The 26,261-nt window shown below is 34.7% G+C and carries 25 protein-coding genes; 16 read left to right on the top strand and 9 right to left on the bottom strand.

The window, feature by feature from the left end:
* The 10 genes from G9Q29_RS07080 (at position 1) to G9Q29_RS07035 (ending at position 9,448) form a co-directional block, all read left to right on the top strand.
* Positions 1-522, top strand: coding sequence for a GNAT family N-acetyltransferase (locus G9Q29_RS07080; protein WP_166134869.1), 522 nt, complete (start codon positions 1-3; stop codon positions 520-522).
* Positions 523-725: 203 nt separating this feature from the next.
* On the top strand, positions 726-1,349 hold the full coding sequence (locus G9Q29_RS07075) for a CatB-related O-acetyltransferase (RefSeq protein WP_166134867.1): 624 nt from the start codon (positions 726-728) through the stop codon (positions 1,347-1,349).
* Positions 1,350-1,899: 550 nt separating this feature from the next.
* A complete protein-coding gene (locus G9Q29_RS07070; RefSeq protein WP_166134864.1) occupies positions 1,900-2,349 on the top strand; it encodes a MarR family winged helix-turn-helix transcriptional regulator in 450 nt (149 codons plus the stop codon).
* On the top strand, positions 2,339-3,670 hold the full coding sequence (locus G9Q29_RS07065) for a serine hydrolase domain-containing protein (protein WP_166134861.1): 1,332 nt from the start codon (positions 2,339-2,341) through the stop codon (positions 3,668-3,670). Before G9Q29_RS07070 ends, G9Q29_RS07065 begins: the two co-directional genes overlap by 11 nt.
* 303 nt (positions 3,671-3,973) lie before the next feature.
* Entirely contained in the window at positions 3,974-4,465 is a 492-nt protein-coding gene (locus tag G9Q29_RS07060; protein WP_166134858.1) for a hypothetical protein, read from the top strand.
* A gap of 2 nt (positions 4,466-4,467) precedes the next feature.
* Entirely contained in the window at positions 4,468-5,196 is a 729-nt protein-coding gene (locus tag G9Q29_RS07055; protein ID WP_166134855.1) for an LVIVD repeat-containing protein, read from the top strand.
* A gap of 151 nt (positions 5,197-5,347) precedes the next feature.
* A complete protein-coding gene (locus tag G9Q29_RS07050; RefSeq protein ID WP_166134852.1) occupies positions 5,348-5,842 on the top strand; it encodes a hypothetical protein in 495 nt (164 codons plus the stop codon).
* Between the two features lie 282 nt (positions 5,843-6,124).
* Complete coding sequence (amrB, locus tag G9Q29_RS07045) at positions 6,125-7,201, top strand: AmmeMemoRadiSam system protein B (protein ID WP_166134849.1); 1,077 nt, start codon at positions 6,125-6,127, stop codon at positions 7,199-7,201.
* Between the two features lie 241 nt (positions 7,202-7,442).
* A complete protein-coding gene (locus G9Q29_RS07040; protein WP_166134846.1) occupies positions 7,443-8,480 on the top strand; it encodes an aldo/keto reductase in 1,038 nt (345 codons plus the stop codon).
* Positions 8,481-8,533: 53 nt separating this feature from the next.
* Entirely contained in the window at positions 8,534-9,448 is a 915-nt protein-coding gene (locus tag G9Q29_RS07035; protein WP_166134843.1) for a helix-turn-helix domain-containing protein, read from the top strand.
* Between the two features lie 82 nt (positions 9,449-9,530).
* Here the strand turns inward: G9Q29_RS07035 and G9Q29_RS07030 are convergent, their stop codons facing one another.
* Positions 9,531-10,193: a TrmH family RNA methyltransferase gene (locus tag G9Q29_RS07030; protein ID WP_166134840.1), complete on the bottom strand. Its 663-nt coding sequence runs from the start codon at positions 10,191-10,193 to the stop codon at positions 9,531-9,533.
* Between the two features lie 222 nt (positions 10,194-10,415).
* On the opposite strand from G9Q29_RS07030, the gene G9Q29_RS07025 reads away from it, so the two are divergent.
* From G9Q29_RS07025 to G9Q29_RS07015, 3 genes are all read left to right on the top strand, one after another.
* Positions 10,416-11,111, top strand: coding sequence for an SIR2 family NAD-dependent protein deacylase (locus G9Q29_RS07025; RefSeq protein WP_166134837.1), 696 nt, complete (start codon positions 10,416-10,418; stop codon positions 11,109-11,111).
* Positions 11,112-11,226: 115 nt separating this feature from the next.
* Positions 11,227-12,573 carry an adenylosuccinate lyase gene (purB, locus tag G9Q29_RS07020; protein ID WP_166134834.1) on the top strand — a complete coding sequence of 449 codons (1,347 nt, stop codon included), beginning with the start codon at positions 11,227-11,229 and terminating at the stop codon, positions 12,571-12,573.
* Between the two features lie 89 nt (positions 12,574-12,662).
* Positions 12,663-14,897, top strand: a complete 2,235-nt coding sequence (locus G9Q29_RS07015) for a cation:proton antiporter domain-containing protein (protein WP_166134831.1) — start codon at positions 12,663-12,665, stop codon at positions 14,895-14,897.
* Positions 14,898-15,040: 143 nt separating this feature from the next.
* Here the strand turns inward: G9Q29_RS07015 and guaB are convergent, their stop codons facing one another.
* From guaB to G9Q29_RS06990, 5 genes are all read right to left on the bottom strand, one after another.
* Positions 15,041-16,513, bottom strand: coding sequence for an IMP dehydrogenase (gene guaB, locus G9Q29_RS07010; protein WP_166134828.1), 1,473 nt, complete (start codon positions 16,511-16,513; stop codon positions 15,041-15,043).
* 236 nt (positions 16,514-16,749) lie between these two features.
* Positions 16,750-18,138 (bottom strand): DUF5723 family protein, encoded by a 1,389-nt coding sequence (locus tag G9Q29_RS07005; RefSeq protein ID WP_166134824.1) that lies wholly within the window; start codon positions 18,136-18,138, stop codon positions 16,750-16,752.
* Positions 18,135-18,686, bottom strand: coding sequence for a hypothetical protein (locus G9Q29_RS07000; RefSeq protein ID WP_166134821.1), 552 nt, complete (start codon positions 18,684-18,686; stop codon positions 18,135-18,137). Before G9Q29_RS07000 ends, G9Q29_RS07005 begins: the two co-directional genes overlap by 4 nt.
* A gap of 83 nt (positions 18,687-18,769) precedes the next feature.
* Positions 18,770-19,633: a hydroxymethylglutaryl-CoA lyase gene (locus G9Q29_RS06995; protein ID WP_166134818.1), complete on the bottom strand. Its 864-nt coding sequence runs from the start codon at positions 19,631-19,633 to the stop codon at positions 18,770-18,772.
* A gap of 63 nt (positions 19,634-19,696) precedes the next feature.
* Positions 19,697-20,716 carry a quinone-dependent dihydroorotate dehydrogenase gene (locus G9Q29_RS06990; RefSeq protein WP_166134815.1) on the bottom strand — a complete coding sequence of 340 codons (1,020 nt, stop codon included), beginning with the start codon at positions 20,714-20,716 and terminating at the stop codon, positions 19,697-19,699.
* A gap of 283 nt (positions 20,717-20,999) precedes the next feature.
* Here G9Q29_RS06990 and G9Q29_RS06985 point away from each other — a divergent pair, with 283 nt between their 5' ends.
* The 3 genes from G9Q29_RS06985 (at position 21,000) to G9Q29_RS06975 (ending at position 23,601) form a co-directional block, all read left to right on the top strand.
* The gene (locus G9Q29_RS06985) at positions 21,000-21,518 is read left to right on the top strand and encodes a hypothetical protein (protein ID WP_166134812.1); all 519 of its coding nucleotides are present in this window, start codon (positions 21,000-21,002) and stop codon (positions 21,516-21,518) included.
* Positions 21,519-21,675: 157 nt separating this feature from the next.
* Entirely contained in the window at positions 21,676-22,914 is a 1,239-nt protein-coding gene (pepT, locus tag G9Q29_RS06980) for a peptidase T (RefSeq protein ID WP_166134809.1), read from the top strand.
* A gap of 207 nt (positions 22,915-23,121) precedes the next feature.
* Positions 23,122-23,601 (top strand): hypothetical protein, encoded by a 480-nt coding sequence (locus tag G9Q29_RS06975; RefSeq protein WP_166134806.1) that lies wholly within the window; start codon positions 23,122-23,124, stop codon positions 23,599-23,601.
* Between the two features lie 74 nt (positions 23,602-23,675).
* Here G9Q29_RS06975 and yajC read toward each other — a convergent pair whose 3' ends face one another.
* The 3 genes from yajC to G9Q29_RS06960 all read right to left on the bottom strand — a co-directional run bounded on the left by yajC (position 23,676) and on the right by G9Q29_RS06960 (position 26,171).
* The gene (gene yajC / locus G9Q29_RS06970; RefSeq protein WP_166134803.1) at positions 23,676-23,948 is read right to left on the bottom strand and encodes a preprotein translocase subunit YajC; all 273 of its coding nucleotides are present in this window, start codon (positions 23,946-23,948) and stop codon (positions 23,676-23,678) included.
* 26 nt (positions 23,949-23,974) lie between these two features.
* Positions 23,975-24,886: a transcription antitermination factor NusB gene (gene nusB / locus G9Q29_RS06965; protein WP_166134800.1), complete on the bottom strand. Its 912-nt coding sequence runs from the start codon at positions 24,884-24,886 to the stop codon at positions 23,975-23,977.
* A gap of 178 nt (positions 24,887-25,064) precedes the next feature.
* Positions 25,065-26,171: a Glu/Leu/Phe/Val family dehydrogenase gene (locus tag G9Q29_RS06960; RefSeq protein WP_166134797.1), complete on the bottom strand. Its 1,107-nt coding sequence runs from the start codon at positions 26,169-26,171 to the stop codon at positions 25,065-25,067.
* Positions 26,172-26,261: the final 90 nt, after the last annotated feature.

The raw sequence follows: 26,261 nt of genomic DNA, 5'->3' as shown, positions 1-26,261 counted from the left end.
ATGAACTTTCAAATACAAAATAGCAACAGTAACGATACCGACGAAATTTTCCGTATGTATAAAATCGCGACTGATTTTCAGAAGACGAGATTTACCCATCATTGGCCAGAATTTGACAGACGACTTATTGAAACTGAAATTTTAGAAAACAGACAATGGAAAATAGTTGTAGATGGTAAAATTGCTTGTGTGTGGGCGACAACTTTTGATGATCCACAAATTTGGGAGGAACGCAACGAAGATCCAGCTGTTTATATTCACCGCATAGCAACCAATCCTGATTTTCGCGGACAAAATTTTGTAGGTAAAATTGTCGAATGGGCAAAAATTTATGCCAGTGAAAATCAAAAACAATTCATTAGAATGGATACTGTTGGCGATAATTCAGGATTGATTACTTACTACACAAAATGTGGCTTTGAGTTTTTAGGTTTATTAAAGCTTAAGAATACCGAAGGACTTCCTGCACATTATGAAAACGCAACGGTAAGTTTATTTGAAATTGACTTAAGGTCTAAATAAAAAATAGGGAATCTGAACTGCGTTGATTTTTAACATGTTCCTAAAACCGCTTCCAAAAGATCCCCTATTTTTTTGACAATTTAGAAGAAGCTTACAAAACACGTTCTCTCGATCTCTATTTTTAAAATAATAGTATATTTGATCAGTGTTGCTGTTCATGTAAACAAAGCATTCAATAAAAGCTAATTTTAAAAATCCGAAAAATGACAGGACCTGACAAGGATAGTGTTTTTCCTCTAGCCAATTACGACCGACTGTGTTTTTTAAAAAATACAATCACAAATCCGAATATCATCGTGGGCGATTATACATACTATGACGACTTCGAAGATGTGTCTAATTTTGAGAAAAATGTAAAATACCATTTCGATTTTATTGGCGATCAACTCGTTATTGGTAGATTTTGCATGATTGCCTCAAGTGCCACTTTTATTATGAATGGCGCTAATCATTTGACCAACGCACTTAGCTCCTATCCGTTTGCAATTTTTGGTAACGGTTGGGAACATGCCATGCAAGATAAAAGCTATCCGAACAAAGGAAACATCAACATTGGTAACGATGTTTGGATTGGTTACAACGCCACGATAATGGCCGGTGTTACCATTGGCGATGGCGCTATTATTGCAGCAAATGCTACCGTGATAACTGATGTTCCGCCCTATACCATTGTAGGAGGAAACCCCGCTCGAGAAATTAAAAAACGATTTCCGGATGAGGTGATCACAAAACTACTAGAAATTCAATGGTGGCATTGGCCTATTGAAAAAATAACCCGAAATGTAGAACACCTAACAGCTTATGATTGGGAAAAATTAATCGAATAACATAAATTTAAATCTCAAATATGATCTCAGAATTATTCGAAATTATCGGCTTACTTTCATCATCAAATACTCACGAAATAAAGCAAAGTCGTACTGAAAAAGTAATACTTTGCTTTTCCTATTTTACTTTGTCTGTTGCTGGGATTTTTGTCATACCACTCTGCGAAATGGCTTTTCAATTAGGAATTACTACTGTCGAATTTTGCTGGTTTATCATAGCTTCGGTTGTACTTATAGCTATCAGTTTACTGCTTTTCAAAACCAAAAATTGGCTTTCCAATATTCGGTTTAGTACGTTCGTGATGCTTTTGGCTGCTTTACTGCTTTTATTTTTTTTCGTTTTAATTTTAGCTTATAATTATCTGGTTTAAACTTTTAAAATCTACATCGCCGCGAAATATTACTAGAAAATCTAGCCGTTTTTGAACTAGTGAAACAATGCAACCCATAAACGTAAGGGCAGGAACACCTTTAAGATTCTAAAAAATAAATCAAAAAAAATATTAATTTATTTGATATATCAATTATATTTACATCAAATAGCAAACAGATGACTAACACAAATCCCACGGGCACGGTACTTTATACCTTAGAACAGACTATCAAAGAATACCGAAAAATGGCTCAAAAAAATATAAGCTCCATTGTACATGATATCACCGTTGACCAATGTTTGGTGCTCATTATTCTTCACAAAAACCCTCAGTATTCGCAAAAAGAGGTAGCAGAAATGATTTTCAAAGACAATGCTTCGATAACAAGAATTATTGATTTGATGGTAAAAAAGGACTATATCAGTCGGAAAATTCATGAGACGGACAGACGTAAATTCAATCTTGAAATTACTGAAAAAGGAATTGAAACCATTGCTTTACTCACTCCTACCATACAAAAAAACAGAATAGATGCTCTAGCCGGATTGTCTGAAAATGAAATTATTCTTTTGGACCAACTCTTAAATAAAGTACTTACCAATTGTAAAGCGGATCATGAAAAATAAAAATCAAACTAGTGTAAGTATCACAGTGCTCCTATTCACAATTTTGCCAACGATTCTTTTTTGTCAAGAAAATACAGCTACAGCTATTGAAAAATACATGCAAGCACAGTCTGACATTAACCAGTTTAGCGGTACTGTTTTAGTATCAAAAAACGATACTGTACTCTTCAAAAAAGCCTATGGATTTGCTGATTACGAACAAAAAATTAAAAATACGATTGATACTAAATTTCAATTGGCATCGGTTACTAAACAATTTACAGCGGCGGCCATCCTTCAATTAGTACAGGAAGGAAAATTATCTCTTGATGATCGGTTAAGTCGTTATATTCCTGACTATCCTAAAGCAGATCAGGTTTCCATACACATGCTGTTGTCTCATTCGTCTGGATTAGCCATGGGTTTCAAAAATATTGCAACAAGTACCCTATCTGCTGATTCAGCCTACAACGAAATTAAAAAAATGCCCTATGAATTTGAACCCGGCACAAACACAGCCTACAGTAATATTGGCTATTATTTGTTAGCTAAAATTATAGAAGCTGTTTCTGGTGAAAAGTACAGCACCTATCTTCAAAAACATATATTTAAAAAAGCTGGCATGTACAACTCGGGTGTGATTACTAATGATGCATTAATTCCTAAAAGAGCTAAAAACTACATTAAAGAAAAGGACCGCTACGTTAGTAACCCATATATCAATTGGGACATCAACTATGGACATGATGGGGTGTATGCAACGGTTGAAGATTTGGCTTTTTGGGACAAAGCGCTCTATGGCACAACCCTTTTATCCGAAAAAATGAAACAACTTATGTTCACACCTTATAGTGCACAAAATTGGGGATATGGTTTTGTAATCAATCCATTTTACAATCAAGGCCATGAACTGATTGCGCATGACGGAGGCTTTTTTGGAGCTATGACATCCTTCAATCGGTTTACAAAAGACCGCGTTTTGGTCACTGTGCTTTCCAATAATGAATCTCTTTCACATATCATTGCCTACGGACTTTCGGCTATCGTTTTTCAAAAAGAGGTTTCACTACCCTACAAACACAAAAAAATAAAGGCAAACCCATCTAATTATAAGCACTACACAGGGCAATTTGGTACAATTGAAATCATAAAGGTGAGTACCAAACTCTATTATAACAGTATGGAATTAGAACTCATCCCTGAATCAAAAACAAAATTTTTTAGATCAGATGACAATGACAGAACAGTAGAATTTTTAAGCGACAAAAATGGCAAATACAATTCAATTGTGGTCACTAAAGGAGGTGTGAAGGAAATCTTCACTAAAAACAACCCAAAATAACAACTACAAAGAACAAAAATTATGGTCTAGTAAATAAAAAACAATGCAAGTATATGCTACACCAACTATAAATACACCGAGAAATTAGATACTATTTTTCTGTTTGGCGCCAGTAAAACCGAAATTTTGAACTTACTTGTTTACACAAAGCTTTGGCCAGAGAACGAAAAAATCGATTTGTTAGAAAACCTCTTTGAATTAAACAAATAGATTTTTGATTATTAGCTTATTGCGTATCTAAATTTAACCTAAATGTAACGCAACCAAAAGTTAAATTAGTTATCTTTATATAAATATTTCCCTATGAAAAAAACAGTACTTCTCCTACTGGTTTCAATTTTGCTGGTATCGTGTTGGCCTCCAAATGAACCTAATGAATTTCCGAGACAAGAATACCAACCAGTAATAATCACTCGTAGCGCCCTCGAAACCTCTATCGCTTTTCAAAACGCTCAGCCCATTGTTAAATCAGGAAAAATATACATTAAAGGAGATTTAATGTTTATTAACGATGTCAACAAAGGGTTTCATGTATACGATTATGCAAATCCAAGCAAACCTGAACGACTCTATTTTATAAAGGCGCCAGGAGCTACTGATTTAGCTATTAAAGGCAATACCATGTACATCAATCAAGCTGTAGATTTGGTCACAGCTACCTTCGATCCCACCACAAGAATTTTTAAGGTCACCAACCGCAACAAAAATGTGTTTCCGCAAAAGCAAGCACCAAACGGTATATTTGGCTACACAAAAGACGATGAAATTATAATTGACTGGAATTTAAAAAAATAATCATGAAAAAAATTATATTCATTTTCCTTTTAGCACTTTCAATCAGTTGCGCTGACAGTGATAGCGCATCAAACGATAGTAACGGACAAGGCGGCTCACTCGCTGTTTTTGCTCTAAAAGACAACTATCTTTACAGCGTAGACCACATGAAATTAAATGTCTTTTCGCTAATTAATGGCGAAAAACCAGTTAAAGTGAATGATATTCCTATTGGCTTTGACATCGAAACGCTGTTCGCTTATGGAGACAACTTATTTATTGGTTCTAGAAACGGAATGTTTATTTATTCGATTAGCAATCCTGAAAACCCAACCAAATTATCAAGTGTACAACACTTTACCGCTTGCGACCCTGTTATTGCCAATAGCACACATTCCTTTGTAACATTGAATTCAAACGCTACTTGTGGGAATAATACAAACGTTTTGCAAGTTTACGACACTAAGGACCTTAGAAACCCGAAGTTAGTTCACAGTAGAAACCTTATGCAACCGAAAGGAATTGGATTTTATACTGCAAAATACCTATTGGTTTGCGACGATGTAATAAAAATTTTCAACATCGAAAATCCGGTAGAACCTATTTTGGTTCATGCTATTGACAAAAATTGTTTTGACGTAATAATTCGAGACAATACCTTATTTGCTGTTGGAGATAAAGGCGTGTATCGCTACAAAATGAATCCAAACGACATTAAAGACATCCAACTAGAGAGCGAAACAAATTTTTAATTTTTCTCCTTCGAGGAATAGTTAAAACGACTTTTTTTAAAGTCGTTTTTTTTATGTAAAACAAGTACATCCGCCTTAATTAAGAGGTTAAACTTTCGAATTATTTTTGTAGTTATAAAAACAATTAAAACAAAAAAACGAATAAACCAAAATGCCCGAAATTATCATAATAAAAAATAAACCGAATTGGATTATTGCCATAGTATTCCCTCCTATACTATTAATTTTAATCGTAATAATGTTTCTTCTATTACCAATTTTATCGGCAAGCAATACGTATTTACTATCTATTATGAATTATATATTTGCTTTAATTCCGTTCCTTGGATTCTTTATCCTCTTCCTTTACATTTGGTTATGGAATACTTTCGGTAAGGTGATTTTAGAGATTTCTCCTGAAAAAATAAAGGTCACGAATAAAAATAAACTTTTCGACAAGCCAAAAGAATATCTTAAATCTGAAATAGGAAAAATTAGCATAGTAAATTTTGACATAGAGAAGACAAGATATTTTATTCGCATGAATTTTCTATTTTCAAATTCAAACTACTCCATTACGATACAAAAAGGCAGCCATAATATCAGAATTGTTGATTGGCTGAATCATGAACGCGCAAATGATATTCTTGAGAAGCTAAATCGGTAAATTTTAGCACATTCCAACTACTGCCGGCGTTAACTTAATCGTATAACTCGTACCGACAAAGAATAAAAACTCTACGAAAACTAAGGTCCGATAGCCCGGATTTGCAAGCTGTTTACACAACCGTATTCAAAAACACTACTAACAATTTAGTAATTTGTGAGAAAGTCACAAAGTATCATTCTTCAAATCTTAAACTAAACAATAGCTTCAAAAAAGATCTAAAAATTGCAACCATTTTCAAATCACATTTTTTAACGTAAATTGCTTAAAATAAAATTTGATATGCGATTACTATTTATTTTGATTTGTTTGTGTTGTTTTAGTTGTACGAGTAAAAAAAATGTCAAAAATCCAGCAGCAGTATTAGCACTAGAAAAGAGAGTTAGGCCTGTTCATGATACGATTGGTTTTACAAAATACAGTTGGCAATTAGATTCTATTTATAACCGTTTAGGTATTAAGGATTCTAAAAATAAGATGAAATGGAAAGCAGCTATAAGTCCGCATGACGATTATAAATACGCCGGGCGGTTGTATTACGAATCGCTTAAAGGAATTAATGCCAACACAATTATTTTAATTGGTGTTGCACATCGCGCTCGCAACTTTACCCTTCAAGACAAAATCATCTTTGGAGATTTTACACATTGGCAATCGCCTTATGGTGATTTAAAAGTGTCTGATTTAAATGCGGAAATCATGGCGAAACTTCCAAAATCTTCCTACCTGGTTCATAACGATATGCAAGAGTTAGAACATTCATTAGAAGCTATAGTTCCTTTTTTACATCGCAAAAACAAGAACCTACAAATTATTCCGATACTGGTGCCATACATCAATTACGAAACAATTGACAATATTAGCAACGCACTTTCTGATGTTGTATCAAAAATTTTAAAAGAAAAGCATCTTAAGTATGGAAAGGACGTAGCAGTTGTCGTTTCGAACGATGCCGTACATTATGGCAATGAAGAATGGAGTGGCGATTTAGCCCCTTTTGGAGTTGATGATGAAGGCACCAAAAAAGCTAGGGCTTTGGATATGGAGATTATCGAGAAGTGTTTAATAAACGAAATTAGTACAGAAAAAGTAAAAAACTTTACCGAATACACCGTCAAAAATACAGATTACAAAGAATATAAATGGGTTTGGTGTGGTAGATATTCAGTGCCATTTGGAGTGAGTTTTGCCATTAAATTAAATCTGGCATTATCCAACAAACCACTAAAAGGAACTTTTTTAAATTATGCATCAAGCATTGATCATGAACTTATAAAAGTAGAAGATTTAAGTATGGGAACTACGGCTATAGCTACTCAAAAACACTGGGTAGGTTATGCAAGTATCAAATACGAATAGAAATAAAATCTTGAGGGTTAAGAAATCTCTTTTTGCGTTCTGCCCGTTTTTATTTCCATTTCAAAAAACATACATGCTAGATACTCGTGTTTATTATAGATCATAATTTCACAAAAACACTAAAGTTTTAAAATTCAGAAAAACTAAAACAACTTCATTTTGAACACAAGTAACTTTGGTTTGGATACAAGCTTCATGTGAAAAGCGATGAACTTTGCTGCTTAACATTAAGTAAATAGAAATGAAGTACAATATCTTAGGAAACACTGGATTACAAGTTTCGAGTTTGTGTTTAGGCACTATGAATTATGGCGGTAAAGGATTTTTTGGTTACATGGGAAATCTGGACCAAACAGCGGTTGATGAACAAATAAAAATGGCAATTGATGCTGGTGTAAATTGTATTGATACCGCCAATATTTATTCTGAAGGACTTTCAGAAATAATGATTGGTAATGCCATTAAAAATCTGGGAATTGACAGGAATGATTTGGTTCTAGCTACAAAAGTTAGAGGTACAACAGGAACGACGCCCAACAGCTTGGGACTTTCTAAAAAACACATTCTCCAAGAAGTAGAGGCAAGTTTAAAAAGACTTGGGACAGATTATCTTGATTTGTACCAAATTCACACTGCAGATCCTTTAACGCCCATTGAGGAAACCCTGCGCACTTTAGACGATTTGGTTCGAAGTGGTAAAATTCGATATTTTGGAGCAAGTAATCTTAGTGCTTGGCAAATGATGAAAGGTTTGTCATATTCGCAATACAATGGTCTCGATCGCTTTGCATCATTGCAGGTTAATTATTCCTTAGACGTGCGAGATGTTGAACGAGAAATAGTACCCATGTTGCTAGACCAAAAAATCGGGATGATGGTTTGGAGTCCTTTAAGCGGCGGTTTACTCACGGGAAAATACAAAAGAAATGGTCAGAAAGACGAAGGCCGATTGAACAGTTTTCCCTTCCCTCCTTTTCACGAGCAAAGAGCTTATGATGTGCTAGACGTATTGGTGCCTATGGCTGAAGAAAAAAACACATCAATTGCACAACTTGCCTTGGCTTGGGTCATGCAGCAACCCGCAGTCAGTACTGTAATCATCGGAGCTACAAAACCTCATCAATTGCAGGACAATCTTAAAGCTACAAATGTTATATTTACTCCTGACGAATTAATCCAATTAAATAAAGTAAGTGATTTACCAATAGAATACCCAGGAAATGTGCTTGATATCATGACTTTGGACAGAAGATCTGGAATTGACTTTCAAAAAAGCTAAATTTACCATTTAATTATGCAGGCGACCTAAAGCGTTGCCTGCTTGTTTTGACTATGAAAAATACCAGCTCAAATATCATTGCTATTGCCTCGGTACAAAAATTACACGACTTTTTAGGCCTTTCTAGTCCTTTGAATCCTTTGATTACCGTGATTGATCATGCTTCAACCTCAGAATTCAATACGACGACTAACGATAAACTAAACTTAAATTTCTACAATATTTCTATTAAAAGAAGCTTTAAAGGGCAATTAAAATATGGTAAAAACACCTATGATTTTGATTCAGGCAGCATGTCATTCATTGCACCCAACCAAATTATAGGACTGGATAACGCCGAAAATATAAACCAAGACGGATGGTCTTTACTCTTTCACCCGGATTTGATTCGTGCATATCCTTTGGGGAAAGTCATTAAAAATTATGGGTATTTCAGCTACGAGGAAAACGAAGCCTTACATCTTTCAGAGGAAGAAGAGCGCACCATAGAATCTATAGTAGACAACATCAAAAAAGAAATACACGCTCGTTTAGATCGTTTTAGCCAGGATGTTTTGGTGTCTAACCTAGAATTGTTACTTAGCTACGCTAACCGATTTTACAACAGACAATTTATTTCCCGAAAAATGGCTTCGAACGACTTACTCAGTCAATTTGAACTGCTGCTTACGCGCCATTTTGCCCCAGAGACAGTAACTAAAATCCCAACTGTTGAAGAATTAGCAGTACAACTACATGTTTCCGCTGCTTATTTAAGTGATATGTTACGGAGTACAACAGGTCAAAATACCCAGCAACACATTCACAATCAAATTATTGAAAAAGCCAAACATATTTTAACCACGACTAATCTGAGCAGCAGTGAAATTGCTTATGCACTAGGGTTTGAGTATCCGCAATCTTTTAGTAAATTATTTAAAAACAAAACGACTTTCACCCCTACTTCCTATCGTAAAAGTTTCCATTAAAAAGATCAAATTCAGGGGTAGCTTTAAAAGAGAAGTTATCTGTGTAGCTATATTTTTTTACTCGTTTTTTTTTGGTTTTGACTTAGGAAGGATTCTCTTCAAAATACCGTTTTTCAATTCTTTTGATATCTTTAATAGAATTTTTGGCCCAAGCCAAACGTTTTTCTAGGATTTCATTTTCGGTTAAGTGCCAATCAATAGTAGAACTTCGCAATCTATTGGTTAAATTTTGGATAATGATTGCAGCCGAAACGGAGATATTCAAACTTTCGGTGAAACCCACCATGGGAATTTTTAAATAACCGTCGGCACGTTGCAAGATTTCCTCAGATAAACCATCGCGTTCGGTGCCAAAAAATAAGGCGCTGGGTTTAGATATATCAAAATCTTCCATCAAACAATCGTTATCATGTGGCGTGGTAGCAATGATTTGGTAGCCTTTATTTTTTAAAGTGTCCACACAAGTGGTTACACTGTCAAACGTGTTAATGTCAACCCATTTTTGGGCTCCCATGGCAATTTCTTTATCGATACTTTTTCCGTAACGCTGTTCAATTACGTTCAGTTCTTGAATTCCAAAAACCTCGCAACTGCGCATAACAGCACTAGTATTGTGCATCTGGAACACATCCTCAACAGCTATGGTAAAATGTTTGGTTCTGTTTTGCAATACTTTAAGGAATTTCTCTTTGCGATTATTTGTGAGGATATTTTCAAGAAACTCGAGATATTTTAAATCGATCATGTGGGATTATTTTTTGGCAAAAATAGTAAAAAAGACTAGTTTTATCTTTTAAAGAACAGCTAGTATTAGTCTCTTACCGATTGTACTTTAAAAGAAAAAAAAAGTACACTTACGGGATTTGCGTGAGGGATTGACGCGGCATCCTTTATGGGCTTTTTTAGCCCATAAAGATAGAGCAGAAAGCCCGGTCGCCACGGCGAACACGCCCAAAAAAAATAGAACATGAAAAAGAAATTAGTAGTTTTGACTGGCGCTGGAATTAGTGCGGAAAGTGGTATTAAAACGTTTCGGGATAGTGATGGACTCTGGGAAGGGCATAACGTTCAAGATGTGGCCACGCCCGAAGGTTGGCATAAAAATCCGGCTTTGGTACTTGATTTTTACAACCAAAGACGCCGACAGCTCAAAGAGGTTACTCCGAACGCTGCTCATTATATTTTAGCAGAATTGGAGTCGGAATTTAATGTGCACATCATCACTCAAAATGTAGATGATTTGCACGAGCGTGCTGGCAGTACGCAAGTATTGCACCTGCACGGGGAATTGTTGAAAGTGCGTAGTACGCGCAACCCTGATTATATATTAAACTGGACCGAAGATTTGAATTTTGGCGACTTTGATGAAAATCAAAATCAATTGCGCCCGCACATTGTATGGTTTGGCGAAGAAGTTCCTGCACTTGAAGAAGCTGTTTTAATTACAGAAACTGCTGATTATTTTGCCGTGATAGGCACCTCGTTACAAGTGTATCCAGCGGCAGGTTTGATTGATTTTACGAAAGTGACAACACCACTGTTTTACATCGATCCCAAACCGATTAAGATTCCGAATTTGAGAAATCAACTGCAAGTAATTCCTGAAATTGCATCAAAAGGAGTTGAAATCTTGAAAAATAAATTACTACATAAAATACAATAAGAATGGCAATAGCAATGGCAAGAAATCAATTATTAGAGCAATAAAAGTCTAAACTTATAATCCATTACTTGTAACTTATAACTATTTTTGTGCCTTTCGAACAAACAACTAAACAATGACTACTTTAAACGAATTGAATGCTATTTCTCCAATTGATGGAAGATATAGAAGTAAAACCCTTTCTTTAGCTCCATTTTTCTCTGAAGAAGCTTTAATTAAATACCGCGTACTGGTTGAAATTGAATATTTCATTGCTTTGTGCGAAGTGCCTTTGCCACAACTTGCTGGGGTAAATTCGGATTTATTTGAAAGTTTACGCAACATTTACCAAAACTTTTCAACTGAAGATGCACTTTGGATTAAAGAAACAGAAAAAGTAACCAACCACGATGTAAAAGCGGTAGAATACTTTATAAAAGATGCTTTTGAAAAACTAGGTTTGTCACAATACAAAGAGTTCATTCATTTTGGGTTAACTTCCCAAGACATTAATAATACTGCAATTCCATTATCGACTAAAGAGGCTTTTGAAAAAGTATACATGCCTTCGTTAATTGCTTTGACAGCAAAGTTGAAAGAATTAAGCGTAGAATGGAAAGACGTCCCAATGCTGGCACGCACGCACGGACAGCCCGCCTCACCTACTCGATTGGGTAAAGAAATTGGCGTTTTTGTAGAACGATTAGAGGAGCAAATGCGTTTGTTATTCAATATTCCGTTTGCAGCTAAATTTGGTGGCGCTACCGGAAATTACAATGCACACCATGTAGCTTACCCACAAATTGATTGGAAACAATTTGGAGGAAAATTTGTGGAAGATATTTTAGGATTACACCACTCCTTCCCAACCACACAAATAGAACATTACGATCATTTTGCAGCGTTTTTTGATGCGTTAAAAAGAATAAACACTATTATTATTGACTTGGATAGAGACATTTGGACGTATGTTTCAATGGAGTATTTCAAGCAAAAAATAAAAGCAGGTGAAATAGGATCATCAGCCATGCCACACAAAGTAAATCCAATTGACTTTGAAAACTCAGAAGGAAACTTAGGCATTGCCAATGCTATTTTTGAGCACCTTTCAGCGAAATTACCAATCTCAAGATTGCAACGTGACTTAACTGACAGTACTGTTTTAAGAAATGTTGGCGTACCAATAGGTCATACTATCATAGGATTTGAAGCTACCTTGAAAGGATTGAACAAATTACTCTTGAACGAACCTAAATTTCACGAAGATTTAGAAAAAAACTGGGCCGTTGTTGCTGAGGCAATTCAGACAATTTTGCGTCGTGAAGGATATCCAAATCCGTATGAAGCCTTGAAAGGGTTGACACGAACTAATGAAGCGATTGATAAAAACGCCATTCATGGTTTTATTGCAACATTGGATGTATCTGAAGCGATAAAAGGCGAATTACTTCAAATTACACCAAGCAATTTCTTGGGAATCTAAACTTCGATATTGTTATACTTTTCTAAAATCTGCTTTTGTCACTTGATAAAAGCAGATTTTTTTGTTATTTTAGTCAAAATTCAAAATTTATGTTTCCCTTTTTATCCGCTTCAATAGTTCATTTACCCGATTTAATAACTGATTTAGGTTTAATCCTAATCACTGCTGCTATAGCTGTATTGTTATTTCGAATTATGAAACAGCCTTTGGTTTTAGGGTACCTTGTAGCAGGATTTTTAGCTAGTTCTGAATTTGATTTTTTTCCTACTGTAAAAGATGTTAATAGTGTGAAGGTTTGGGCCGAGATAGGCGTTATATTTTTACTGTTCAGTTTAGGGCTTGAGTTCAGTTTTAAAAAATTGGTAAAAGTGGGCGGTACGGCTTCTATCACTGCATTTACACAAATAATTACACTCGTCACACTAGGCTTTTTTACGGGTCAATTTTTGGGATGGAGTAAAATGAATAGTATTTTTCTCGGAGTAATATTATCTATTTCATCCACTACCATAATTTTAAAAACCTTTGATGAACTGGGGGTAAAATCGCAAAAATTTGCTGGAAACGTAATTGGTTCTCTTATTGTTCAAGATATTATTGCCATTTTGATGATGGTTTTGCTCTCAACAGTTGCGGTGAGTCAGCAGTTTTCAGGAATGGAATTGGTGCAATCCGTTTTTAAACTGATTTTCTTTTTGACAATTTGGTTTGTAGTAGGAATCTTTTTTATACCAACACTATTAAAAAAAGCCAAACATTTATTAACCGATGAAATGATGTTGATTATTTCGTTAGCCTTGTGTTTACTAATGGTGATTTTTGCTGCCAATGTTGGGTTTTCGCCAGCTCTTGGTGCCTTTATCATGGGATCTATCATTGCTGAAACTACGCAAGCAGAACACATAGAACATCTAGTAAAACCTGTAAAAGACTTATTTGGTGCGGTGTTTTTTGTATCTGTGGGAATGTTAATTGATCCGAATACACTAATAGAATATGCTTTTCCTGTCGCTGTTTTAACATTAATTGTAATCTTTGGGCAATCTATAAGTTCTACAATAGGTTCTTTGCTATCGGGACAACCGCTTAAACAATCCATACAATCCGGAATGAGTTTATCTCAAATTGGAGAGTTTTCATTTATTATAGCCACATTGGGAACCACCTTAAAAGTAACTAGTGATTTTTTATATCCTATTGTAGTCGCCGTATCTGCCATTACCACTTTTACCACACCTTTTATGGTCAAGTTTGCCGAACCGTTTTCGGTTTTTGTTGAAAAGAAACTTCCTAAACGATGGGTAAAAAGAATTCAACTCTACAGCTCAAATACCGAAGAAATAAAGTCATTAAGCAATTGGCAAATTGTAATGCGAAGTTATCTCACACAAGTAGTACTACACTCTATCATTATTGTTGCTATTATTTTACTTTCGTCAAATTTTATACTTCCGTTAGTAGAAGATTCAAAATTTGGAAATGCTATTGCTGCATTGATCACACTGATTATATTATCACCCTTCTTGTGGGCACTTTCATTAAGAAGAGTTGCTGTAAAAGAGGTTCAAATTTTATTGGAGCAAAAAAAGCATTATGGCCCAATTATCATGCTAGTGCTTTTTAGAATTGCTCTTTCACTATTTTATGTGGGTTTTATTTTAAATACTTTTTTCTCTGCAGGGATTGCTGCAATTGCGTTTTTAATTGCCATAGGTGCTTATATATTATTCCCAAAAAAATTACATGCCGTTTACCATAAAATTGAAGATCATTTTATGACCAACTACAATGATCGAGAAATTAAAAAAGAAAACAAACGTCAAAATACGCTCTCTCCTTGGGATGGTCACATGACAGAGTTTGAAATTGCCAAAGAATCTAATTTAGCTGGGAAAACTCTTGAAGAATTAAAAATTAGAGAACAGTTTGAAATCAACATCGCATCAATTAAAAGAGGAGAGGTAGTAATTAATATTCCTTTGAAAACCGAAAGATTGTTTCCTGGGGATGAAATAAGTATCATCGGAACGGATAAACAAGTTAAGGAATTTAAAATCTACTTGGATAAAAATGAAATTGATGTTGCCCAAAAAGTGGTTGAGACTGACATTATCCTTCAAAAACTAGAGCTAAAAAACCGCGTTTGTATTGGCAAAAGTATTCGAGAATCGCAAATTCGAGAAAACACTCATGGTATTATTGTTGGTATTGAACGCAACGGAAAACGTATGTTAAACCCTGAATCTCACCTGGTATTAGAGGAAAGTGATATTTTATGGATTGCAGGCGAGAAGAAAAAAATCGCCGCCTTTTTGAGGGCTTAATTTAACTTCAATAAAAAACCATTAAGAAAATTAAGATACATTAAGTTTTTAAATCCTTAATTTCCTTAACTTTCTTAATGGTTTAAATTAATATTTTTCAAACGGAATGACAAATTGTATACTTCGACTGAAAACTAAAAAAACTAGCGAGAGTAATTCGGAGCTTCTTTTGTAATGGTCACGTTATGTGGGTGACTTTCATTAATTCCACTAGCAGTAATGCGAACAAAACGACCAGTTTCTTGCAAAGTAGGAATATCTTTTGAACCACAATATCCCATTCCGGCACGAAGACCACCTATAAATTGTTGCATACTTTCGTTCAGCTCTCCTTTGTATGGCACACGACCTACAATTCCTTCCGGAACTAATTTTTTTACATCATCTTCTACATCTTGAAAATATCTGTCTTTTGACCCTTCTTGCATGGCTTCAACTGAACCCATACCACGGTAGGATTTGAATTTACGTCCTTCAAAGATGATTGTTTCTCCCGGAGATTCTTTTGTTCCTGCTAAAAGTGAACCAAGCATTACGCAATCAGCACCAGCAGCAATCGCTTTTGGAATATCACCAGTGTAACGAATTCCACCATCAGCAATTACTGGAACTCCAGTTCCTTTGATAGCAGCAGCTACCTCAAGCACAGCAGAAAATTGAGGAAAACCAACTCCTGCAACGATACGAGTAGTACAAATTGAACCAGGTCCAATTCCTACTTTGACACCATCAGCACCATTTTCAACTAAATAACGTGCTGCTTCAGCAGTAGCAATATTACCAACAATTACGTCGATCTGTGGGAATTTAGATTTTACTTCTTTTAAAGTATTCACTACACCTTCTGTATGTCCGTGAGCGGTATCAATAATAATAGCATCTACACCTGCATTTACAAGTGCTTCGGCTCTTAAAACTGCATCACCGGTTACACCAATAGCAGCAGCAACGCGCAAACGTCCGTAAACATCTTTGTTAGCGATCGGTTTTTGGGTTAATTTAGTAATATCTCTAAAAGTGATTAAACCTACCAATTTATAATCTGCATTTACAACAGGTAATTTTTCAATTTTATAACCTTGTAAAACTACTTCGGCTTGTTCTAATGAAGTTCCTTCTGCAACAGTAACTAGATTTTCGCTAGTCATCACCTCAACAATTGGTCGAGAACCATTTTTTTCAAAACGTAAATCTCTATTGGTAACAATTCCTTTTAATATTTTATTTTCATCAACAATTGGAATACCACCAATACCAAATTCTTTCATGGCATTTTTAGCATCGGCAACAGTAGAACTTAATGGTAAAGTTACCGGATCAATAATCATACCCGACTCCGCACGCTTTACTTTTCTAACTTTTGCCGCTTGTTGCTCGATGGTCATGTTTTTATGTAAAACACCAATTCCACCTTCTTGAGCCATAGCTATTGCCATAGCACTTTCGGTAACTGTATCCATAGCAGCAGATACAATTGGAACATTTAGTGTAATATTTTTAGAAAATTTTGATTGAATACTCACTTCGCGGGGAAGCACATTTGAGTAGTTAGGAACTAATAAAACATCATCGTAAGTTAAGCCTTCACCGATAATTTTAGAGTTGTGTGCGATCATTGCAATTGTAGTTGGTGTTTAATTGCGTGCAAATATAGACAATCTTAGACTAAAAATAAAGAACAAAGCTTATAATTGCTAAAAAAACTATTAATTAACAACATCTTAAGATAAAAAATAGTTCTTGCCCTTGGTAGAAAAGAACTGATTATTCACTGTTACATGCTTAAAATAATACCTGCACATTTCTTCAACGATAAAGTCGAACTTCATTTAAAAAGAAGTAAAAAGGACAACTATCGGACCAAAACATTGAGACCAAATTGAAAACCAAGACTATTTGCTTTAGTTACATCCCGATACTCTAATAAGTTATCTGCGAGAATATAAAAATTTACAGGACCTGCTTGCGTCGCAATTCCTAAACCTAAATTAGAATAAGAATACGAGTCTAACGTATAAGTTGCTTTGGCATGAAAACCTTTTAAAATTTTACGTTGGTAATAAGCTGTCAATGCCATCATGGGAGTTTTTGGCAAAGTCATCATAAAAAATTGGGCTCCAAAAGCGCTTTTGTACGTTGGTTTTTCATTGCCATCAGTACAATTACATTCATCAGAGCGTTCCTCCTCAAATGAATATTGAACGGAAGTATTGAATTTTGCTGGACGCCAAGTGGTGTATTTTACATTTAAAGTGTCTAAAGGAATGGCATCTTTAAAATCTTGAAAAACAGTTCCCGGATCGTTTTGCTGGTTAAAATTAGGGACAACACCTTTGTATGAATAAGTTCCATTTAGGGTATAACTTTCTACATCTTTGCTATGTTTAATAAAACCAACATCTATTATACTTCCTGTAATTTGTAAATTATCTTTCGGATAATAGGTGAATCCTAAATCAAAACCCAAGCCCAAGTTACCACCCAGTAATGTTCTTTTGGTAACGTCTTTTTGAACATCAACGTTATTATTTGAATCAAAATAACTAGCTAATCCGGATGTATTTAATTGCAATTGAGAGTAAATTTGCTGCTCGTATACTGCATCTGAACCTGGAATTGTGTAAATGTAACCACTATTATTTGTGCTACTAGCGTTGTAAATACTCGAATAAATCTTCGCTCGACCTCCAACAATAACATTAGACTTTATTTTGGTTTGATATCCCACATGAAAAACCGAGAGTAACTCTGCTTTCATGTTAATGTCACTTAAATCAAAAACTTTACCTATGTAATTTTGATTGCCCTCCAAAGCCAAAATAAGTGGATCTTTTGGGACATAAGTCAAAAAATCAAATTCTTGATACAAACCAAATGAAAGATAGGAATCAGTCTCGTCTCCCAAAGAGGATTTCAATTTAAAACCACCGCTTAAGATTTCTAATTGCTCATTGATTGCCATTCTATCTTTTGCTGTAGTAGAAAAGATAACATTTCTTAATTTGGTATTGAAATCGACACCATTATCGGCTAAAAGATCATACGCAGAGAATCCAGTGGAGCCGAAATTTGCCGAAACTCCAGATAAAAACGGAATCCCCGCATACCATTTATACGACACATCAGCGCCGGGATTATACATTGCAGACTGCGGAATTGCTGCAAAATTGTATAGTATTTGCTTATTTTGAGACCATGAAACGACAGATATTAGCAAAAGGAAGGTTACTATCTTTTTCATTCGACAACTAAATAAGTAGTGGCACTTGAACGCAATATTAAATTCCCTGGGCTTGAAGGCGTAAGTGCCGGTCCTGCCAACATTTGAACTCGAAAACCAATTCTGCGGGTTCTTTTTAGTAAATCGAGTTGCGCATTTTCAAAAATTTCGGTTCGGCTTACTTTATTAGTACTACCAGTGTAGGCTGGAACATTAAAATTTGTACTGTAAACTGCTTGATTATTTACATCTAAAAAAACCACATCAATACGATACTGTCTTGCAATTGTATTTTCTAACTCAATAAAAATTTCAGCTTTCTTGAGTCTTTCTCTAAAAAATTTATCATTAAAAAAATCAACAGTTGGAATGTCCGCCAATACGGTTTGCTCTTGTCCGTTACGAATGAAATCAGGTGCAGCAAGATTAAAGTATGCCAAATTTGCAACAACAACGGGCTCAATTTTAATATCATTAACTTGATCAAAATCAAGATCACTAGCACACGATAAGGAACAAATCCCGATAAAGAGCAAAAACACAAAACGATTCAAGCTACTAATTTTCATAATCAATTCTAAATTAAAAAGGTACAATATATTTTAGTAACGTAGCATCAACACGCTTATTGTAAAATTTACCAAAGGACGCCTTAATGGTATTCGCCAAATAATTTTGATGCTTCATTATAAGCACTCTCAAAACTCATCGGACTCATGCCAGAATATTCTTTTTGAGCGGTAAAATAGGATAAGAGTTTCTCAGTTGGCATATTTCCTGTTAATTGATCTGTTGCCATCGGGCAGCCGCCAAAACCTTGAATCGCACCGTCAAAACGGCGACACCCTGCTTTGTAAGCAGCATCAATTTTTTCGAACCATTTATCTGGAGTGGTGTGTAAATGTGCTCCAAACTCTATTTCTGGGTATTGCGGAATGAGTTCTGAAAACAAATACGAAATTACATCAGGAGTTGAACTTCCAACAGTATCAGAAAGCGATAAAATTTTTACTCCCATCGAAGCTAATTTTTGGGTCCACTCGCCCACAATTTCTACATTCCAAGGATCACCATACGGATTTCCAAAACCCATCGAAAGATAGGCTACAACCTCTTTATTAGATTGATCGGCAATATTTAAAATTTCGTTTAAAGTGATCAAAGATTCAGCAATAGTTTTGTGGGTATTGCGCATCTGGAAGTTTTCAGAAATTGAAAATGGAAATCCTAAATATTGAATTTCAGGATGAGTTGCTGCGATACTTGCTCCCTGAGTATTCGCAATAATAGCCAATAGTTTACTGTTGGTTTGTGATAAATCCAACTGAGCCAAAACTTCGGCGGTATCTTGCATTTGAGGAATCGCTTTGGCTGAAACGAAACTACCAAAATCAATACTGTCAAATCCAACACGTAACAGTGCTTGTAAATAACTTACTTTTTTTTCGGTAGGTATAAAGGGCTTGATGCCTTGCATGGCATCACGCGGACATTCTATAATTTTTATTGGCTCCATAGAAAATCAAAGATAAAAAAACAATTAGGATTAAAAAACGAAACTGCTATCCGATTTTTAAACTTAATTATTTTTAAGAAGCTGCTTATTTATGGCCTTGATTAAAGCAGGACCTTCATAAATAAAGCCCGTATACAATTGCAATAAACTAGCGCCTGCCTCCAATTTTTCAATAGCATCTTCAACAGTATGAATGCCTCCCACGCCAATTATAGGGAATGCTTTATTACTCTTTTCACTCAAAAAACGAATTACTTCTGTAGCTCTTTTGGTTAATGGTTTACCGGATAAACCTCCCATTTCAGATTGATTTTCAGACTGTAATCCTTCTCGAGAAATGGTGGTATTCGTTGCAATTACTCCAGCTATTTGAGTCTCGGCAACAATATCAATAATGTCTAAAAGCTGCTCATCTGATAAATCTGGTGCTATTTTCAACAGAATTGGTTTCTGTTTGGACATAGCCTTATTTTGATTTTGAAGCGTTTGCAACAGCGCTGTAAGAGGCTCTTTTTCTTGCAATGCTCTCAAATTAGGTGTGTTTGGTGAGCTCACATTTACCACAAAATAATCTACATGGTCATAAAGTGCGGCAAAACAATATTCATAATCTGAAGTAGCCTCTTCATTAAGCGTTAATTTATTTTTACCAATGTTTCCACCAATTAAAACTCCATTGTTACGTTGCAATCGCAGTACAGCAGCGTCTACTCCACCATTATTAAACCCCATTCGATTAATAATTGCTGAATCTTCTTTTAAACGAAACAATCTTTTTTTAGGATTACCATCTTGCGCTTTTGGCGTTAGGGTCCCAATTTCTATGAAGCCAAATCCAAAATGAGACAACTCTTTGTACAATTTGGCATCTTTATCGAATCCCGCAGCAAGACCGACAGGATTTTTAAACTTAAGACCAAAAACTTCTCTTTCGAGTCGTTTATCCTCTACGGCATACAATTGTTTAAAAAACCATGACATGGCAGGGATTTTCGATAAAAAGCGAATAGCAGCAAAGGTGAAGTGATGAACTTGTTCTGGATCAAACCAAAAAAGTATTGGGCGAATGATAATTTTGTACATAAATAAAGTAGTTGTGTGGTAGCAAAAATAGAATTATCTGACCGATTTTTACCCATCCATGCAAAAAAATACACAAGGATATAGTTAGAATAACTTGTTTTAGCAATAAGTAATTTTCTTAACTGCAGGAATAACTTTCTGAATAACAAATAGAAACAAAAAAATATGTAAATTAGTGGTTAAAGAACCTGACATGTGCCAAAAATGGCATAGTTATAGTTATTTATAAGGAAGTATCTTAAAAATAAGATGCAATTGTTTAATTCATTTAAAAATAAACACCATGAAAATTAAAATCATAACCACTTTAGTATTATTGTTTAGTATTCAATTATTTTTTGCTCAAGAAGTTAAAACGGATAGTATTCCTTCAAAAGCAACAATTCTCGCAACGAATGACAGTATTAAAAAAGCTACTGCGGCAACTGAAAAAGCATTACGAGTAGAAGCTAAAGAGTTAAAAAAACAACTTAAAGAAGAAAAATCAGCTTTACGAGAAGCTAAAAAAGAAGAAAAAGAGCAAAAACGATTTGAGAAAGAAAAAAAGCAATTTGAAAGAAAACAAAATCGTATTGTTGCTGCTGAGAAATCCGTGAATAAAATTAAGACTCGAATTGTAAAAGCTGAAAAAGATTTAATTTCGAAAACTGAAAAATTAGAAAAAAAGAAAGCTCGTAATAAATTCGACTCAACTCAAGTTAAAAAAGAGAATATCAAAATAAGTAAACAGCAAATAAAAATTAACGATTTGCAGGCCAAACTCGCTAAAGCTGAAGAAAAACTTAGCAAACTAAGATCTTAATATAAAGCCACCTTCGGGTGGTTTTTTTTTTGATTTGTATATCCTTGATGCACTTTTAAAAACAGCTGAGAGAACATTATAAAAGATATTTTTTTGCTACTGAAAGACTACAAATCCTCATAAAAAAAAGATTATATTTGCACAAAAACCAACAAAAATGCAACATATAATAGACCGTTTCATCAGTTACGTTATTATAGATACAGAGTCTGATGCGAACTCACCTACTACACCAAGTACCCCAAAACAATGGGATTTAGCCAACAAATTAGTCGAAGAATTAAAATCAATTGGCATGCACGATGTCACCATCGATGACAAAGCATACATCATGGCAACATTACCAAGCAATGTTTCGCATCACGTGCCTACTATCGGGTTTATTTCGCATTTTGACACCTCGCCTGATTTTTCTGGCGCCAATGTAAAACCTCAAATTATACCTAATTATGACGGAAAAGACATTGTATTAAACGCCGAAAAAAACATCATTTTGTCGCCAAGTTATTTTAAAGACTTACTACAATACAAAGGACAAACTTTAATTACCACTGACGGAACCACTTTATTAGGCGCCGATGACAAAGCTGGAATTACAGAAATTGTATCTGCAATGGAGTTTTTAATTCAGAATCCTGAAATCAAACACGGAACTATCAGAGTAGGATTTACACCAGATGAAGAAATTGGTCGTGGTGCTCATCATTTTGATGTTGAAAAATTTGGCGCAGACTGGGCATACACCATGGACGGCAGTCAAGTGGGCGAACTAGAATATGAAAATTTTAATGCTGCTGGAGCAAAAATTACTTTCAAAGGTAAAAGCGTGCATCCTGGTTATGCTAAAGGCAAAATGATCAATTCGATGTTGATTGCTAATGATTTTATCAATCAATTACCCGCAGGAGAAACTCCCGAAGAAACTAAAGGTTATGAAGGTTTTTTTCATGTGCATCATTTGAACGGGACTATTGAAGAAACCGTTTTGGAACTTATTATTCGTGATCACAACAAGAAAAAATTCGAAAAACGCAAAGAACTAATTGAGAAAATCGCTCGCAGAATAAACAAGAAATTTGCCAAGCAATTTGGTGAAGATATTGTAATTGCAGAAATCGCAGATCAATATTATAACATGAAGGAAAAAGTACTTCCTGTAAAATATATTGTTGATATTGCTGAAAAAGCAATGAAAGAACTCAAAATTAAACCATTAATTAAACCAATTCGCGGTGGTACTGATGGCTCTCAATTATCATACAAAGGATTACCATGCCCGAATATTTTTGCTGGAGGTCATAATTTTCACGGAAAATACGAATACGTACCTGCTGAAAGCATGCAAAAAGCAGTCGATGTAATTGTTAAAATAGCCGAATTAACAGCAAAACAATAACTGTACTATCTAATTCAAAATATTAAAGTCTCCAAAATAATTGGAGACTTTTTTTTTGATGTAAAGCATATTGACAAAAAAGAAACGTAGAACATGAAAACTTAACATTGAAGAACGATTATAATCATTATATTTACTAACGTTCAGATAACAATTTGTTAACATTAAAGTAAAATCAACACTAAACAGTAATAAACTACTTACTCTATGACACCACAACAAAACGAAACAAACCTCCAACCAGAATCTACACCAAAACCTGAGTCGCCAAAGCCTGCAAGAGCAAGACGCACTCCAGCAGCAAAAAAAACGCCTACTTCAGCAACAACAGAAAACCCATCTGTTGATAGTGATACCACTGATATTGAAAAACCAGCATCAGAAGAAGAAGCTACAATTTCTCCTGTTGAAGAAACGCTGAACGAAGAGGATATTAGCGAGAAAAAAGACAAAAAGAACAAAAAAGAAAAGAAAAAAAACAAAGTAAAAATGAAGGATAAAGAAAAGAAAAAAATAGCAAAGGCAAACGCCAAAGAGAAAGCTAAAGCCAAGGCTAAAAAAGCAAAGAAGGCAAAAAAAGAGAAAGCAAAAAAAGCCAAAGCAAAAGCGAAAATAAAAGCTAAAAAAGCGAAAGCCAAATCAAAAAAGGCTAAGAAAAACAAAAAGAATAAGAAGAACAAAAAATAAGAGTTCCTCATAAACGCAAAAAAGTCCCAAATTAAAATTCTAATTTGGGACTTTTTTTTTTAAAATCTTGGCTATTATTTTTTCAATAAAGCTGCACTCATTTCCATTGAAATTGCTGAACGCTCCATTTTTAACTTACCTGACATTGTTTCAATAATTACAGTAGTGTCTGCTAACTCTGAAACTTTACCGTGAAGGCCACTCTTGGTAATAATTTTATCTCCTACTTTTAAGCTACTCTCAAATGCTTTTTCATTTTTAGCCCTTTTTTGCGCAGGCATAATCATGAAGAAATACAGCACAGCAAAAATTAATAAATAAGGTGCAAACTGTTGTAATTGTTCCATAATGCTTTTGTATTTGTGTTTTTGTATTACATCAAGCCACGACCAGCTTTGACGATTCGTTTGTTTGTATTTAATTCTTTTACCAAATTATCTAGAATTCCATTGATAAAAATACTACTTTTTGGAGTAGAATATTCTTTTGCAATTTCTAAATATTCGTTCAATGTTACTTTAACAGGAATTGATGGGAATTTCAAAAATTCGCAAATAGCCATTTTTAAAATAATAGTATCAATTTCGGCGATACGCTCACTGTCCCAATTTGGAGTTTTATCCAAATATTCTTTTGCTAAATCCTTTTCATTCAAAACTGTTTTGCGAAACAAATCGCGACCAAAATCACGGTCTTCGATATCTTTAAACAATTTAGGAACTCTAAAATTATAGTCTTCACCGTCCTTAATTGCCTTTAATTGCTTGGTAATTTGCGTGTTCACAACAGGAATATCATCTACCCATGTCAATTTATCATCTTCAAGGTAGTCGTATAACTTTTCATTAGGAACAATAACTTCAGCAAAAAGGTCTGCTACAAATTGACGGTCTTCTTCAAAGGTATTTACTGAATTACGCATGTAGTTGGCATACAACTCGCTCGCTTTTACCTCATTCAACAACAATAAAATATAATCGTCGTTAAGTGACCAATTGTTAATTTTACGATTTTCTAGAGCAATACTTAAGGAATTGTTATCAGCTAGAATTTGAAAAATCTTGTTTTTAATAAATTTCTCGTTTGGTTTGCGTTCCTCTGGAGTTGCGAGATGTTTCAAGCTTGATTTATGCAAATAAACCGCTTCGGTTTTACATATTTCGATCAAGGAAGAAAGCATTATTAGGTATAAATCTTGAATATTATCGATACTGTAAAAAAGGAATTTTTCTTCTTTTTCCAAATTATCTGAACCGCTTTGATGCATCGCATATATGGATTGCATAACTTTTACGCGAATGTGTCTTCTATTTACCACCTGATAAGAACTTTTTAATTAGGGCGCAAAAATAAGTATTTCCTTTTTTAAAATAAAATTTATCCTTGCTTATTTTAGAGGTAATCAGTGCCCAGTCGCAGCTATCAGTAAAACCTAAATACCGCGACTGAACACTAAAAACTAACTATTTTGTACTATTTTCAATTTTTCTTTGATTGATTCTGTTTTGTGCAATAGTCAAAGCAGCATGATGCGTAGTCAGGTTGTTAGCTGTTGCAAAATCAAAAATCTCTAAAGTTGTATTGTAAATATTTTCTGTTTTACGCATGATTTCTTCTTTACCATAGTGCGCTAACTCAGCATAAACATTGATAATTCCACCCGCATTAATCAAGAAATCAGGTGCGTATAAAATTCCTCTTTCTTGCAAAATAGCTCCATGAACATTTTCATCAGCCAACTGATTGTTTGCTGCACCGGCAATAACTTTTGCATTGATTTTATAAACTGTGTCGTTGTTAATGGTTGCTCCCATTGCACATGGCGCATAAATATCAACATCAGCAGTGTAAACATCTTCGCCACGGTAAATTTGAGCTTGGTATTTTGAACTAACCTCAGCTAATTTTTCTTCGTTGATGTCAGCTATTGTAACTATTGCGCCCTCTTTCGATAAATAATCTACAAGTGATTCTCCAACGTGGCCAATTCCTTGTACCAACACTTTTTTACCACTCAACACATCAGATCCAAATTGTTGCTTAGCCGCTGCTTTCATTCCAAGATACACACCGTAAGCCGTAATTGGGGAAGGGTTTCCAGCACCACCACGTGACTCAGAAATACCAGTTACATAAGGCGTAACATCTCTTACCAAATCCATATCAGCAGTTTCCATACCTACATCTTCAGCCGTAATATAACGTCCGCTTAATGAATGTACAAACTCACCAAATTTACGCATCAACTCAGGTGTTTTTTGTGTTTTGGCATCACCTATAATAACAGCTTTACCTCCACCAATATTCAAACCAGTGATTGCTGATTTAAAAGTCATTCCTCTTGACAAGCGCAAAACATCATTCAAGGCATCCCACTCATTGGCATAATTAAACATTCTAGTACCGCCCAAAGCAGGTCCCATTACTGAATTATGAATACCAATAATTGCTTTTAAACCCGTATCTTTGTCGTTGCAAAAAACAATTTGTTCGTGATCATCAAATGACAATTGACCAAATACCGGATCCATTTTTTGAAGTTCCTTTCCAGTTGTGAAAGCTGCATTCATAGTGTAAGTTTTTATAGTGATAAAATTATGAATTTGTCAAAAAGACATTTCAAATGTAAACAAATTATACAAAAACCATGCATTTTGATA

This window comes from Flavobacterium turcicum, assembly GCF_011365745.1.
GTDB lineage: Bacteria > Bacteroidota > Bacteroidia > Flavobacteriales > Flavobacteriaceae > Flavobacterium > Flavobacterium turcicum.
Note: the sequence above shows the minus strand (reverse complement) of the source record. Positions and strands in the feature narration are given on the sequence as shown.